The sequence below is a fragment of the Salmonirosea aquatica genome (genome assembly GCF_009296315.1).
Classification (GTDB): Bacteria; Bacteroidota; Bacteroidia; order Cytophagales; family Spirosomataceae; genus Salmonirosea; species Salmonirosea aquatica.
Map to the genome: position 1 here is coordinate 3,796,789 of NZ_WHLY01000002.1, position 13,775 is coordinate 3,810,563.

Below are 13,775 nucleotides of genomic sequence, written 5' to 3' on the forward strand. Positions count from 1 at the left end.
ATAGATTTACGTGCAAATCCTCAGGAGGACTTGGGATTCTTCCAGCGTACGTAAGGAGGTCGTTGCAAAACTACCTTTATTTACCTTTTGGAAAAAATCCCTGGTTTGATCTTCGAAGAGCTGGTTGCGGTCAAAGTTATCTAACGTGTGCCTAACCGCTTCCTGGCCGGGCTGTACTAATGAGTAGGTTGCTTTTAAATAATCAATTTCTACGGACCCCTGCTCAAATGCAAACCGATACCAGCGGCGCGGCAGGCGTTCGTGAAAATTGAGGTGGCAGTGCGCGGTAATGCCATTTTCGTAGGCCAGCGATACATCTGCTCCAGATTCCACATCGATTTCCAGAGACGAACGATGGTTTTTCAGCGTATTCCAGTTCGTGATCGGATTCCCGGCCAGCCAGTTGACCAGGTCGAGATCATGGCTTAGCGTAAGAGCTACGCCGCCGCCCAGTTCCTGGCGGGCGGCATACGACTGGCGGTAGTCTTCCCACGGATGCCAGTCGGGTAGGTACTCACCCCAGTAGGTTTGCATGCTCAATAAATTGCCTAACTCTTCTTTTTCAATCAACGCTTTCACTTTTTGGAAAAAAGGGTGATAGCGCAGCATGTAGGCTACCTGAATGAGCACCGGCCTTATTACCAAAGCTTCCCTCAATTCTTCCAGACTTTCCAGCGTGTGCGAGAGGGGCTTTTCGATCAAAACTGGAATCTGACGCTGCACGCACCAAAGTGCCTGAGACAAGTGCTGCGCCGTAGGGGTACATACGATGGCTGCCACGAACGGAATTTTGTCCAATTCGGCCAGGTCTGTTACAATTCTCAAACTGGTGGCGTCCACCGAACGCAGAGGCAGGTTTCGCTGGCGATATACCCACAGGTTAGGGTACCCCAGCTTTTGCAAAATACCCAAATGTCGCTCCCCGATGGAGCCCGCCCCAAAAACTAAAATTGGACTATCGTTTGGAATCATGGCTGGAATTTGACACAATCATGCGTGGCAATGTAGGCTTCGGCTTTCTGAAAACTGTATAAGTCATCAATGTCGATGGCCTGTTCCTGGCTCACTATATAGGGCAGAATTCCCTGGCCCGACATGGAGTCTTTTTCCAGAATAGCGCGCGGACGGATAACATCCAGGGTACCGATTTGCCAGTAGACCGTCGGCAGCGACTGCCGGGGCTGGTTGTAGGGATCGGGGGTACCTTCCAAAGTTAGCAAGGGGTTCAGGTATCCCTGCCCTGACTCTAGCCGCCACATTTTGTAGGGCGTATGAAAAGCCTGAGTCACCACACGCAGGCTGTCCGCTTCGGGACGTTCGCTGAGTTTCTGAATGCAGTTTTCAATATCGTATACATAGCGAACGGGAGAGGTAGGACGCAGCTGCACCACCAGGTCGGGTGTATAGTTTTCGTGTTGCCGAAGCCACTTCAGGGCGTGGGCAAATACATCAATGTCCAGGCTGTGGTCCTGCGCATACTCATCTGGTCGAATAAAAGGTACCTCCGCTCCGTATTGTCGGGCTGTGTCGGCGATTTCGGTCGAATCTGTGGAAACGATCACCCGCGTGATGCCCGGCGAATCCAACGCAGCTTTGATACTATACGCAATGAGCGGATGCCCGGCCAGCGGCAGGGTATTTTTGCCCGGCAACCCTTTACTTCCGCCCCGGGCCGGAACGATGGCCAGTACATTGCTCAATGGGCCCGGTATTTTAGTTTTTCGCGCTGTACTCGCTCAATTTCCAGAATCTCGGAAGGTTTGTAGGTGAGTGCTTCGTAGGTATGATCCAGATCGCGCACTAACTTTTGCAAGCCGGGTACCTCCAGCGAAGCGGCGTGGTCGGTGCCGCGCCAGGTGCGGTCTTTGGTGAAATGGCGCTCGATCCATACCGCCCCTAGCGTGTAGGCGGCTATGTCTACCGCGATGCCCAGGTGGTGTCCCGAAAAACCAATCTCCTTGATTCGGTCGCCGTAGGTCTGCTGGATACGCAGGATTTCGAGCAAGCAGATATCCTTAAACGGCACAGGGTACCCTGAGGTGCAGTTGTACACAACCAACCGTTCGCGGGCCTGTCCGGTTTCCTCAAAAAAAGCCACAATCTGCTCAATTTCGTCGAGTTTGGTCATACCTGTGGAAACGTGCACGTCGCCTCGGTAAGTATCGCGCAGGAGGCGGAGCATCTCGAAGTGATTGTTACAAGCGGAAGGTACCTTGATGAAATCGGGGTTCAGTTCGATGATTTCCTGGGCCGAGGTAATATCCCATACCGAGGTGGCGTACCCGATGCCGACTGATTCGGCGTACGCTTTCAGTTCCGCGTGTTGCTGTTGGCTGAACTCCAGAAACTCCCGGTGGGCCCCGTAGGTAGCCCCGTAGGCGTTGTAGGGTACCGGATGCGGAGCGTCGTATTGGTCGGATGTAAGGAGTTCGCGGGAGTTACGTTTCTGGAATTTGGCGTAGTTGGCCTTACACTCTTTCGAAAGCAGGATCAATTCCTTGGCAATCTCAAACTGCCCCATGTGGTTGCAGCCGATTTCTGAAATGACCCTTGGTGCTGTATTATACATTTTAGATAGCTGATGTCAATTGGCTGTTGGCCGCTTGAAAATATAATATAGAAAAATCTAAAATTGGCTTATCCATTTTGTCCAGACTTGAAAACTTTTCCCACCCATTTTCGCCACCCACTTTTGGGTGTGGATAAATACCCACTATCCTGATAAGCATAGCCGTACTGATAGCTACTATACCCCGAACTCTGGTAACTTCCCGAACTAATGTTACTGTGTAAATTGTCGGGATAGAAGTCATTCACCACGACCTTTACTTCCGCCAATTCGTATTCGTCGGCCAGTTGGCCCGCCAGACGATACGACTGGGGACTGGAATAGAGCCAACGAACAATGAACAGGATATGGTCGCTGCGGCGTAGCAGGGGGATGTTGTCGGCTACCAATCCTACCGGAGCCGTATCCAGCAGTACATAGTCGTAGTTCGCCAGACAATACTCCAGCAGGTCTTCCATAGGAGGTCTCTGGAGGAGTTCTCCCGGATTGAAAGGAGGAGCCCCGGCAGGAATATAATCCAAGTTTTTTATTTTGGAAGAATGGATCACTTCGTTCACATCCTCCGGATTTTGTAAGTATTCACTCAATCCTGCCGTTAGTCTCGGATTGAAAAAGAGATGGATGCGGGACTTTCTCAAATCGGCCCCGATGACGATGACTTTCTTGCCAATCTTGGTGAACGAGAGCGCCACATTAATGGTAACGAATGATTTACCTTCGCCGGATTTCTCAGAGGTAACCAACACTAGCTTCCCCCTGGTACCAGGGGTGGGCTCAAGCGAAGATTTGGCAAAGCTTAACCGGGTACGCAATGCACTCAATGACTCTGTAAAAACAGTCCGATCACTAAGAAAGCGGGAAAGATCTTCACCGGTGGTAGTTGTTTTCTCATTGAAGTGATGAACAATTCCGAGCAACTTTGCGCGTGGATGCTGATCTACGCTATCCAGATCCGTAAAGGTATTATTGAGATAGCGGGTCAACAATACCGATCCAAATCCCAGGGTCAACCCTCCAAATAAGGCTAATAAGATGATTCGCCAGTTTTGGGGCGAGACTTTGTCGGTATCGTACTGCGTGATAACACTGAAGGAGGGTAGCATACCCGCTTTGACAATAGAAGACTCTATTTCTTTATTTAACAAAAGGGAGTAGATATTCTTATTAACCTCAAAATCACTCTGTAAGTAGATGTAATTTTTCTCCAAAGCCGGAATTTGGCTGAAACGTCCCTTCAGAGCCGCCAGATTGTCGTTCAGTATATTGATGGTTCGGCTGTTTTTCTGATTCTGAAGTTGAATATTGTCCAGGATCTGACTGCGGTATTTAATAAGTTGTTCATCCAGGTTTTTCACTGCAGCGGAGTTTGGGCTAAACTTAACAAGCAGTTGCTTGCGCTGAGCAATCAGCTCGTTAAACCCTTCCAGCAATCCCACCAAAATTCCATCGGTGGTACCGTCGAGCCCTACCGAAAGGTAATTGACGGTTTCGAAAGTTTTGCCCATATTAGCCTCCAGCATATTAATATAGGCTTTCTGGATTTCGAGTTCGTTTTTCTTCTGCTCCAACTCACGCACTTTTGATGTGATTTCAATGGCAGAAGTACCTACATCCATTAGTTGATTTTTCTGTTTGAAGAGTTCCAGCTCCCGTGCGGCTTGCTTAAGTTGAGTTGAGTAGATGCTACCCTGCTCCTTGATAAAATTGATGGTCAAATCAGAGGATTGCTGTTTTTGCTTAAGATCAAACTCACGGTAAGCTTCCACCAGATTGACCAGGAAATCTTTAGTGAATTCTTCGTTGTGGTGGCGAAATGTGAGGTCCATCACAGGCATGGCGTCCTCTGTTTCTTCCATATCAATGCGCCCCACAAAACCATTGACCAGACGGACAGGATCATTGAATGTAAACTTGAAGCTATAGCCAGGCTGGGTATTGATCGCGTTTATACGAAACACAAGTCCCTCCATGGTCACTACAGCTTGGTTAATGATTTTTAACGGCCGGGAGACAGTGGTACCCGTTTGGTAGCTTAGGGTCAGGTCCTCATCGATTATAAACGTACCATGCCGATATACTGCTGAATCGTAGCTTAGCACTTCTAATTCAAGGGGGCGGCTAGGATATATATCGACCTCTCGCAAATCCTTTAATCGGTAGAAGGTGAACGGATTATGCATTTTGACAAGCGTATTGCGTACTACTTCCGGAGATCTGACATTGAATTTCTCAGTAAGGTAATCCTGACTGCCTGAACTGAAAATAAAGGTAGGTTTAGCTCCACCCAGTTCATCCAGTTCCGACTGCTTCTCATTGTATTTGAGTGTAACAGTACCGATGTATTGGGGAGTCACTAATTTGAGATACAGAAAGCAAAGTATACCCGCTAATACGAGGGAAATCACGATCCACCACCATCGGCTTACAAAAACCTTGAGTAGTTTTTGAAAATCGATGGCCTCGGAATTTCCCAGCAGTTGTTCAAAGAGGGCGCTATCGGTTTCTCTCTTCATGCGTATTAATGGTATAATTCAGCAGCGGCAGATCGCATAACATCTCGAACTCTGGAGTTCGCGCGGCCTTTTGCAGATAGGGGTACTGGTTAGCCCGATGCAGATCAGTACCTACCGCTCCCGCCCAGCCTTGCCGGATAAGCCGCTCAGCCATACTTTTTTCTACGGAGCCATACTGCCCGCCCAACGACAGTAGATTGATCTGAAAAATAAGCCCCATTTCTCGCATTTCGGCATAACGTTTGGGTTTTGCATGCCAGGGGCGGTAGCGTTCGGGATGAGCCAGCACGGGCTGCCAGCCTTTGTCGATGAGGGCCCGCACAATATCGACAAAGTAGGGGTGTTCATCGCGCATGGAAGTTTCAATCAACACATATCGGCCGGAAAGTGGAAGCAGCAGTTCTTCTTCCAGCATCAACATCAAATAATCATCGGCGAAATGCTCGGCGGCATAAGTTAACGATAAGTCAGGCCAGCGTTTACAAACTATCTCATTCAGAGTAACCCAGGCTTCATGAATGGTGTGTCTGGTATTGGGGAAAAAGTCGGAGCGAATATGAGGGGTGGCAATAATTCTGCGGTAGCCCGCTCTATAATGCGCTTCTATAATGGCTAGACTTTCGTCCAGTGAGGGAGCCCCATCGTCAATTCCAGACAAAACGTGTACATGTAGATCACAACCCAGCCTAGCCAGGTAGGCCGATGTATCGTTAGTTGTAGCGTCGGAATAGGATAGGGGCATTCAGCGATTTATGAAATTTAGAATGATGAGGGTTAGATTAAGTGCCGTTAGGACAGGTTGAGCAAAAACCAATGCGCGCTGAAATCTAATTCCTCTAAGAGACCCTCGGGAAGGGGGAACGTATATAATGTCATTGTCATAGATGTTTTGATTCATGATCAGGGGATTGCCCAAATCTGCAAATTCATACTCAATAATCTGCTGCTGGGTACCTCCACCCCTGATAATCTGAATCGTATTGCTCGCTTCGCTAAATTTAATCCCACCGGATTTTGCAATGATTTCCCCTAGCGAATTGTATTCTTTTTCCAACGGAACGATGCCTTGCGCATTGACCGAACCAAGCACTTTGACCTGCAAGTTGGTTACCTCAATCTCAAACAGAGGGTTTCGTACAATGTCCCTATAGAGTACTGACAAGGTGTCGGCTAGTGTCTGCCGGGTAAACCCCACTACATACAGCCGGCCTACCTCAGGCAGAATTATACTGCCGTCCGAGCGCACCGAAACAGAAAACCCTCCGCCTGCCGAACCCGACAGCTGATTGGGATCAGGAAATAATTCTGACGACCAATTCATGTTGCGGATTTCAAGTTTGTCGCCTTGTTTAAGCACATAAGCCCCTTTATTAACCACTGATTCGGTGGGAGTCAGGTTTTGGGTTGAAATAGTCGCAACTTTTTGCTGGGTGCGACACCCGCTTACAGCCAGTATTACTACCAGTAAAAAAAGTACTATAGTAGCCCTTCTTTTCATTCAACTCTATTTTCTTCTCCGAAATGGACTCGCACCTTCTTTAACGCCGAACCGATCACCTGATGCATATCGTAGTAGCGATATTCTGCCAGGCGTCCTCCGAAAATAACATTTTTCTCCTGTTCAGCCATTGCTTTATATTGGCGCAGAATTGCGTCATTCTTGGCATCGTTGATAGGATAATAAGGTTCAGAGCCAGTCGTCCATTCCTGCGGGTATTCACGGGTGGTAACCGTTTTAGGTTGGGTACCAAATTCGAAATGCTTATGCTCGATAATCCGTGTAAATGGGGTTTCGGCATCGGTGTAATTCACAACGGCGTTACCCTGAAAATTGGGTGTATCCCTCACCTCGTGCTCGAACCGCAGGCTGCGGTACTCCAGCGCTCCGAAACGGAAATCATAAAACTCATCAATTTTTCCGGTATAGACCACAGTTTCAGCGCGTTCGGTCAAGGCAGTACGTTCCTGCATAAAATCCACATTAAGCTGCACTTCCACGCCTTCTAACAGACCCTCAGTGAGTTTATTGTAGCCCCCCATGGGAATCCCCTGATATCGGTCGTTAAAATAATTGTTGTCAAAGGTGAAACGAACCGGCAATCGCTTGATGATGAAGGCGGGTAGGTCGGTGGCTTTACGTCCCCATTGTTTTTCGGTATATTCTTTAATGAGCTTTTTATACATGTCCGTACCGACCAGCGAAATAGCTTGTTCTTCGAGGTTGGCAGGCTCGGTGATGCCTGCTTCCCGAACCTGCTCCTCGATCTTGGCTTTGGCCTGGTCGGGAGTGGTAACGCCCCATAACTGGTAGAACGTATTCATGTTAAAAGGAAGATTGTATAATTCCCCCTGTAGTTGGCCACCGGTGAATTGGTGTAGCGGTTGAATTCCACGAAGGAATTGACGTACTCCCAAATGTCCTTATCATTGGTATGGAAAATATGGGCGCCATAGGCATGAACATTGATTCCTTCAATGGACTCGCAATAAGTGTTCCCTCCGGTATGTGGTCGGCGGTCCACTACCAAACAACGCTTTCCACGCTTGGTGGCTTCGTGAGCGAATACGCATCCCCATAAGCCCGCACCTACTATCAAATAATCATATTCTTTCATGGCCTTAGTAACGGCTCATTTGTACAGGCTATCCAATATTAGATCGTTATCGAATTGTACAGGGATGAGTTATAACGTTTTGTTTAATGGTTAACCGGCTGACCGGATTGGGATATAGTTTTCTTTACGGCGTAAAACTAATGAATCAGGATGAAAAAAGGCTCCCCCTAAGGAGAGCCTTTTCAAAATCGGTTTGTTTTGCGATGACCTAGGGAAGCAAGCGCAACTCAACCCGGCGATTCTTCATCAGCCCTTCGCGGGTTGCACCGTCAGCTATCGGTTTGAACGACCCGAAGTAATCGACAATAATCTTGCTTTGGTCTTTCAGGCCTGCCTCATTCAGCAGATAGTTCCGTACAGCTTCAACCCGGCGGCGTGACAGTGCCATATTGTAGCGATCTGAGGCGCGGCGGTCGGCGTGACCGGCAAGTTGCAGGCGGCAACCTGAGCGGTTCATCAGAGCAGCCACATTATTCAGCATATCGCGGTACTCAGGTTTAATCTCGTTTTTGTCCGTATCGAACATAACGTTGGCGAATATCTCAGCGCACAGAGCTCCATTGGCCAGCGCATTTTTCACGTAGGAGTCAAAGTCGATAACACGACCGCTACCATCTACGACGCTGCCAGCGGGAGAGTTAGGCTCTTTATCAAAGAAGTCTGAAACGCCATCACCATCGCTATCCAGTAACAGCTTGGGATCGATATCTGGCGGGCGGTTGGCTTTGGCCACCGAATCCATTTCTTCCATCGTCAGGATTTTTGGCGGCTTTATCAGCAACCGGGGATCGGTATACCGGAGGTGGTAATAGCCTCCTTGCTCGGGGTCGTAGGTGTATTTGCCATCAACTTTACTTACACGCAACGGATTTTTGCCCAGTTTGTAAGTCAGCATGATCGAGCCGTAACCATATTTATCCAGAGCCGAATTGCCTTTACGTGCCGTGGGAAGCTGGCTGATATTGAAGCCGTCGTTGGGGCTGCGAGAATAGTCGCCGCCATAAGTGGCATCAATAAAATCGGAGTTGGTATTATTCACGCGGAAATCCAGACCCAAATCCAGCCGCTTGGTAAGTTCATAATTTACTGTAAGACCTATGGGGATCATCCAGTCATTGGTAGTACCATCGGTACTGCGGAGTTCGCGACCCGATCCTAGTTCGTAAGCAGTGGCATCATACCATACCATACCAAATCCGGCGTAAGCATCGATTTTCCAGTGCTTCATCTTGGTAGGACCTAGCAATAATCCTTTCAGATTAAGGGTTCCGGAAATAGAAGCATCCACATAGTTACCTTTGAAGTACCGGAAATAATTCCGGCGCTTCATCCCCGTCAGATTACCCAGCGACACATCCCCCCGCAGGCCAAATAGATAAGAAAGCTGCTTGTTAAGGGTCAGACCGCCTTGAAAAGTACCCCACTCGCTATGGGTATCGTTGGTGTTCCCGGTCACCGGAAAAAAATCATATTCCCTCAAGTCACCAAAAAACTGCGTTGGCCCGAAATGAGCGGCTATTGACCACGTATTGAGCTTATAGGGCCCCTCGTAAGAGGCCTTGGGATTGTAGTCGGGGGAATTAGGAGGTGACTCAAACATTTGCGGATAACTAAGTTGCTGTGCTCTGAGCGGAGCAAACAGCATAGATCCCAAAAGGAGCGAGCCGATCAACAGGGATACTTTTTTCATACTATACAAATTAACGTTATTTGATGAACAAGGATTCTTCTAAAAGTTACAACCTTTTCTTTCAGGCCTGCCGTTGGTACTAGTCTGCAACAAAAGTAGGGTAACAAAACGAGTTAACCAACAATAATTGATTCCTAAAATTAGATTATATGTGGTGCAATATGAAAAAAAAAAACTAAAAACGTCTTGGATTATAAACATTCAAAGCCGCTGCATTACTTTTTTTACCATTGCTTCCTTCCACGCTCTAAACTCTCCGGTTATGATTTTCTGACGGGCTTCGGCTACCAGCCAGAGGTAAAAAGTGAGGTTGTGAACACTCGCAATTTGGGCCCCCAGCATTTCATTGGATTTTATTAGATGGCGCAGGTACGCTTTCGAGTAAACGCTACTTACATACCCACCCAAGCTTTCGTCGATCGGGCTGAAATCGTCCCTCCACTTTTCATTCCGGATATTCAGTATGCCTTCTGTTGTAAAAAGCATACCATTGCGGGCATTGCGTGTAGGCATGACACAATCGAACATGTCCACTCCCAGCGAAATGCACTCCAGAATATTGGCTGGCGTACCTACTCCCATCAGATAACGTGGCTTGTCATGGGGCAGAATGGCACAGACAGTCTCGGTTAGCTCATACATTATTTCGGCTGGCTCTCCTACTGATAGACCCCCGATGGCATTACCCTCACGCCCGAAGGAGGCGATCGTTTCGGCCGACTTTTGCCTAAGATCTTTATAGACACTGCCTTGTACTATTGGGAAAAGGGACTGCTCGTAACCATAGAGCCCTTCCGTGGTGTCGAAGCGCGTGCAACACCGCTGCAACCAGCGGTGAGTAAGTTCCATGGAGGTACGGGCATAGGTATAGTCGCAGGGGTAGGGGGTACATTCATCAAAAGCCATGATGATATCAGCGCCAATCAGCCGCTGAATATCCATAACTCCTTCCGGAGTAAAAGTGTGGAGAGAGCCGTCAATGTGGGACTTAAATTCTACACCTTTATCGTTGATTTTACGCCCGGTACCCGCGAGAGAATAGACCTGATAACCGCCGCTATCGGTCAAAATCGGATATTCCCAGCCGTTGAAACGGTGAAGTCCGCCCGCTTGCTGGATAATATCCAGCCCCGGACGCAGGTAAAGATGGTAAGTATTGCCCAGGATGATCTGTGCCTTGATGTCGTCACGCAACTCGCGCTGGTGCACGGCCTTGACCGTACCCGCCGTGCCGACGGGCATAAAGATGGGCGTCTGAATAGAACCGTGGGCGGTTTCGATACGGCCTGCGCGGGCCTGGGAGTGGACATCGCTATTTTCAAGAAAAAACTTCATTCGTTATGCTGCTTACGCCGGAAGATCGGGCCGCAAAAATACGGCTATGTCCGTGAACATTCCTGACAAGGGACGTATATTTGCCAAAAAATCCAGCTTTTATCCCTCCTCCTGCGTGACCGAAATTCTACTAGCCCTTCTTGGAATATTCGTTTTCATTCAACTTTTTTACTACCTGTTTGTATTTTCAAAGTTAATGCGACATGATCCTCCTACCGCTGCTTACGCGGGCGCTCCGGAGGGAGTTTCGGTGCTGGTGTGCGCTTGGAATGAACTGGAAAACCTACGGGAACTGCTACCGCTGCTCAATGCGCAGGAGTACCCTCTGTTCGAGATCGTGGTGCTTGACGACCGCTCCCAGGACGGGACGGAGGATTTTCTGAAGGAGCATGCCGATCAATGGCGACACGTACGCTTCATCCGGATCGACAAGGAATTCCCCCACATTACGGCCAAAAAATACGCCCTTACTGTAGGCATGAAACACGCCAGGTACCCCTTGGCGCTAATGACCGATGCCGATTGCCGTCCTATAGGCACCGATTGGATTGCGAGCATGGTAGGGCAGCTCGGTCCGGACAAGGAGATTGTGCTGGGCTTTTCGCCCTATTATAAGGAAAAGGGCTTGCTCAACTGGTTCATTCGGTGTGAAACATTTTATACCGCCATTCAGTATCTTTCGCTGGCTCGGGCGGGTTGGCCTTACATGGGGGTGGGTCGGAATCTGATGTACCGCACCCGGCTCTTTTTCGAGCATAAGGGATTTTACCAACATAAACACATCCTGGGAGGCGATGACGATCTTTTTATGAACCAAGCCGCTACCCGCACCAATACCAGCATCAATCTCGATCCGGAATCCTTCGTATACTCCATTCCCAAAACAACGTGGAGTGATTGGCTGCGGCAGAAGAGAAGACATTTGTCGGTGGGCAATTACTACCAGCGCGGCAACAAGCTACGGCTGGGCCTGCTTTCGGGTTCGCATACAGGTACCTGGTTTGTCGGCATTGCCACCTTGTTATGGGGGCTGTTCAGCCACGATACGTTGCTCCTGCAAATCCTGGGTGCGGTGTTCGCCCTGCGCTGGCTGGTGCAGTTAATTGTATTGGGCGGCATCAACAGTCGGCTCGACCGCACTGTGAACTGGTTGAGTTTCATTGGTATGGATATAGCATTCTTTATTTATTATGTCGGCATGAGCGGATTGATATTATCACGTAAGAAGAAGGTACTTTGGCGATGAAGGTACCTGCTCAATTCGATTTTTTGAGTTCAAACCCCTGCGTGTTTTTTATTGAGGGTACCTTATTAAAAAGCATCGCTTCACTTTGCCTGCTTTATTAGAAATTAAGGATTCAGAAAAAAGAACCTGAACCCAGAATGCAGTTTTTATGGATATACTACTCAAATACTTCCCAAATCTTACTGAACGACAGCGCGGGCAATTTGCCCAATTAGAAGAGTTGTATGGTTTCTGGAATGCTCAAATCAATGTCATTTCGCGAAAGGACATTGCTACCCTGTACGAACGGCATGTACTGCATTCGCTGGGGATTGCGCAGGTGGTCCAGTTCAAGCCGGGTACTACGGTGCTGGATGTAGGTACGGGTGGTGGATTCCCGGGGATTCCGCTCGCGATTTTATTTCCGCAGGCGCATTTCCACTTGATCGACAGCATTGGCAAGAAAATCAAAGTAGTACAGGAGGTGACCGATGCTCTGCAATTGGCCAATGTCGTAGCCGAAAAAGCCCGGGCCGAACACGTAGAACGGGCCGCCTATGAGTTTGTTGTAAGCCGCGCTGTGACGCGGCTGGCACCCTTCATGGACTGGGTGCGGCACGGTATTAGTCCCAATTCTTTCCATGAACTCAAAAATGGTGTTCTGTGCTTGAAAGGGGGTGACCTGACTGACGAAATCCAGGAATACGGCAAGCGGGTTGACACCTTTGATCTGGCGGATTACTTCCAGGAAGAATTTTTTGAAACCAAGAAAGTGCTTTACGTACCTTTGCCAAGTCGGTAGGCCCTCACAAACTGCCCAGTCTCCCTAAAATCAACTAACTGAACACAAACGACCCATGAATCAACGATTCAAAGCTAGCGGCCTGATGAACCCCATGTTTCCCGATGAAATCACCTTCGGCGAAAAGGGCGTCACTTTTAAGGTACGCAAAGCCCTTAAGAGCACGGACAATTTCGTCTTCTATAATGATATTTCCGGTGTAGAGATCGACTCGGGGGTATTCTTTGCCACCATCCGGATCATTCCCCGCATGCGGGCTGAAATCATCATGAATAATTTTACGAAGGGCGACGCTCGGAAAGTCAAGGAGTTACTGTTAGAGAAGGTACAGTCCTAATAAAAAATTACCATGTATACTTGCGTGGTTTTTTCGAAGGCCTTACATTTGCACCCACAATTGAGGGAAATGCCGCTGACCTGGTAAGTTCTCCTGATTGTTTCCCGCACCTTGCGTGCGTCAATATACACTCCCGAATAGCTCAGTCGGTTAGAGCATCTGACTGTTAATCAGAGGGTCGCTGGTTCGAGCCCAGCTTCGGGAGCAACTAAAAGTTAAAAGCCTGATAATCAAACGATTATCAGGCTTTTTTTGTAATATTATTTTGGTCTATACAGTATTATTTTTCACTCGGCAAAATCATCATTCCTATTCCGGTCTCCGCTTTGGGTACCTGCACCTCCTTTGAGGATATCCCGTTCTTCCAGTTCGTCGTCGGCATCGGGCTGGCTCTTGTCGATTCCATAATCGTCTACCTCTCCTTCGTTAAAGTCATCATTAGAATTACGGCCGGTGGCGGCGACATCGTCGAGGATCTTCTGGGTTTCTTCGTCTTTATGCTGTTGATTTTCCATCGTAGAATTGCTTGATTGAGGATGATGAGCCCAACAGGAACCTACCCTGTTGAAATTTGCATCTAAGCTACAAATTCTGTACCAGCCGGTTATCGGCATCTGACTTCCCTACAGCCCGGAAGAATAATGCCTGATTGCCACAAAATTATGCTTGACAAAGTACGGGGATTATAA

The 13,775-nt window shown here is 48.4% G+C and carries 14 protein-coding genes and 1 tRNA gene; 4 read left to right on the top strand and 11 right to left on the bottom strand.

The annotated features are described in order from the left end of the window. Positions 1-6: 6 nt before the first annotated feature. The 10 genes from GBK04_RS16805 to tgt form a co-directional block, all read right to left on the bottom strand. Positions 7-972, bottom strand: a complete 966-nt coding sequence (locus GBK04_RS16805; RefSeq protein WP_152761627.1) for a Gfo/Idh/MocA family protein — start codon at positions 970-972, stop codon at positions 7-9. Continuing rightward, positions 969-1,700 (bottom strand): acylneuraminate cytidylyltransferase family protein, encoded by a 732-nt coding sequence (locus GBK04_RS16810; RefSeq protein ID WP_152761629.1) that lies wholly within the window; start codon positions 1,698-1,700, stop codon positions 969-971. The genes GBK04_RS16805 and GBK04_RS16810 overlap by 4 nt, the downstream gene beginning before the upstream one ends. Next, positions 1,697-2,569 (bottom strand): N-acetylneuraminate synthase family protein, encoded by an 873-nt coding sequence (locus GBK04_RS16815; RefSeq protein WP_152761631.1) that lies wholly within the window; start codon positions 2,567-2,569, stop codon positions 1,697-1,699. The genes GBK04_RS16810 and GBK04_RS16815 overlap by 4 nt, the downstream gene beginning before the upstream one ends. A gap of 68 nt (positions 2,570-2,637) precedes the next feature. Beyond that, positions 2,638-5,082, bottom strand: a complete 2,445-nt coding sequence (locus tag GBK04_RS16820) for a GumC family protein (protein WP_152761633.1) — start codon at positions 5,080-5,082, stop codon at positions 2,638-2,640. After that, positions 5,063-5,824, bottom strand: a complete 762-nt coding sequence (locus GBK04_RS16825) for a tyrosine-protein phosphatase (RefSeq protein ID WP_152761635.1) — start codon at positions 5,822-5,824, stop codon at positions 5,063-5,065. Before GBK04_RS16825 ends, GBK04_RS16820 begins: the two co-directional genes overlap by 20 nt. Then, the gene (locus GBK04_RS16830) at positions 5,825-6,580 is read right to left on the bottom strand and encodes a polysaccharide biosynthesis/export family protein (RefSeq protein WP_152761637.1); all 756 of its coding nucleotides are present in this window, start codon (positions 6,578-6,580) and stop codon (positions 5,825-5,827) included. After that, positions 6,577-7,404 (bottom strand): UDP-galactopyranose/dTDP-fucopyranose mutase family protein, encoded by an 828-nt coding sequence (locus GBK04_RS16835; protein ID WP_373331057.1) that lies wholly within the window; start codon positions 7,402-7,404, stop codon positions 6,577-6,579. The genes GBK04_RS16830 and GBK04_RS16835 overlap by 4 nt, the downstream gene beginning before the upstream one ends. Beyond that, on the bottom strand, positions 7,401-7,697 hold the full coding sequence (locus GBK04_RS30725; protein WP_373331058.1) for an NAD(P)-binding protein: 297 nt from the start codon (positions 7,695-7,697) through the stop codon (positions 7,401-7,403). Before GBK04_RS30725 ends, GBK04_RS16835 begins: the two co-directional genes overlap by 4 nt. Before the next feature lie 208 nt (positions 7,698-7,905). Continuing rightward, positions 7,906-9,387, bottom strand: a complete 1,482-nt coding sequence (locus GBK04_RS16840) for an OmpA family protein (protein ID WP_152761639.1) — start codon at positions 9,385-9,387, stop codon at positions 7,906-7,908. A gap of 201 nt (positions 9,388-9,588) precedes the next feature. Then, positions 9,589-10,722, bottom strand: coding sequence for a tRNA guanosine(34) transglycosylase Tgt (tgt, locus tag GBK04_RS16845; protein WP_152761641.1), 1,134 nt, complete (start codon positions 10,720-10,722; stop codon positions 9,589-9,591). Between the two features lie 46 nt (positions 10,723-10,768). Here tgt and GBK04_RS16850 point away from each other — a divergent pair, with 46 nt between their 5' ends. The 4 genes from GBK04_RS16850 (at position 10,769) to GBK04_RS16865 (ending at position 13,291) form a co-directional block, all read left to right on the top strand. Then, complete coding sequence (locus tag GBK04_RS16850; RefSeq protein WP_152761643.1) at positions 10,769-11,968, top strand: glycosyltransferase; 1,200 nt, start codon at positions 10,769-10,771, stop codon at positions 11,966-11,968. 148 nt (positions 11,969-12,116) lie between these two features. After that, complete coding sequence (rsmG, locus tag GBK04_RS16855) at positions 12,117-12,749, top strand: 16S rRNA (guanine(527)-N(7))-methyltransferase RsmG (protein ID WP_152761645.1); 633 nt, start codon at positions 12,117-12,119, stop codon at positions 12,747-12,749. 55 nt (positions 12,750-12,804) lie between these two features. After that, positions 12,805-13,086: a hypothetical protein gene (locus GBK04_RS16860; RefSeq protein WP_152761647.1), complete on the top strand. Its 282-nt coding sequence runs from the start codon at positions 12,805-12,807 to the stop codon at positions 13,084-13,086. A gap of 131 nt (positions 13,087-13,217) precedes the next feature. After that, a tRNA-Asn gene (locus tag GBK04_RS16865) sits at positions 13,218-13,291 on the top strand. Between the two features lie 82 nt (positions 13,292-13,373). Here the strand turns inward: GBK04_RS16865 and GBK04_RS16870 are convergent. Then, a complete protein-coding gene (locus GBK04_RS16870) occupies positions 13,374-13,601 on the bottom strand; it encodes a hypothetical protein (protein ID WP_152761649.1) in 228 nt (75 codons plus the stop codon). Positions 13,602-13,775 lie beyond the last annotated feature (174 nt).

Bases quoted from the DNA above. Each gene is read 5' to 3' on its own strand.
- GBK04_RS16870 (WP_152761649.1), bottom strand. From the start codon at position 13,601: ATGGAAAATCAACAGCATAAAGACGAAGAAACCCAGAAGATCCTCGAC.
- GBK04_RS16805 (WP_152761627.1), bottom strand. From the start codon at position 972: ATGATTCCAAACGATAGTCCAATTTTAGTTTTTGGGGCGGGCTCCATC.
- GBK04_RS16835 (WP_373331057.1), bottom strand. From the start codon at position 7,404: ATGAATACGTTCTACCAGTTATGGGGCGTTACCACTCCCGACCAGGCC.
- GBK04_RS16825 (WP_152761635.1), bottom strand. From the start codon at position 5,824: ATGCCCCTATCCTATTCCGACGCTACAACTAACGATACATCGGCCTAC.
- GBK04_RS16830 (WP_152761637.1), bottom strand. From the start codon at position 6,580: ATGAAAAGAAGGGCTACTATAGTACTTTTTTTACTGGTAGTAATACTG.
- GBK04_RS16860 (WP_152761647.1), top strand. From the start codon at position 12,805: ATGAATCAACGATTCAAAGCTAGCGGCCTGATGAACCCCATGTTTCCC.
- GBK04_RS16820 (WP_152761633.1), bottom strand. From the start codon at position 5,082: ATGAAGAGAGAAACCGATAGCGCCCTCTTTGAACAACTGCTGGGAAAT.
- rsmG (WP_152761645.1), top strand. From the start codon at position 12,117: ATGGATATACTACTCAAATACTTCCCAAATCTTACTGAACGACAGCGC.
- tgt (WP_152761641.1), bottom strand. From the start codon at position 10,722: ATGAAGTTTTTTCTTGAAAATAGCGATGTCCACTCCCAGGCCCGCGCA.
- GBK04_RS16840 (WP_152761639.1), bottom strand. From the start codon at position 9,387: ATGAAAAAAGTATCCCTGTTGATCGGCTCGCTCCTTTTGGGATCTATG.
- GBK04_RS16815 (WP_152761631.1), bottom strand. From the start codon at position 2,569: ATGTATAATACAGCACCAAGGGTCATTTCAGAAATCGGCTGCAACCAC.
- GBK04_RS16850 (WP_152761643.1), top strand. From the start codon at position 10,769: ATGTCCGTGAACATTCCTGACAAGGGACGTATATTTGCCAAAAAATCC.
- GBK04_RS30725 (WP_373331058.1), bottom strand. From the start codon at position 7,697: ATGAAAGAATATGATTATTTGATAGTAGGTGCGGGCTTATGGGGATGC.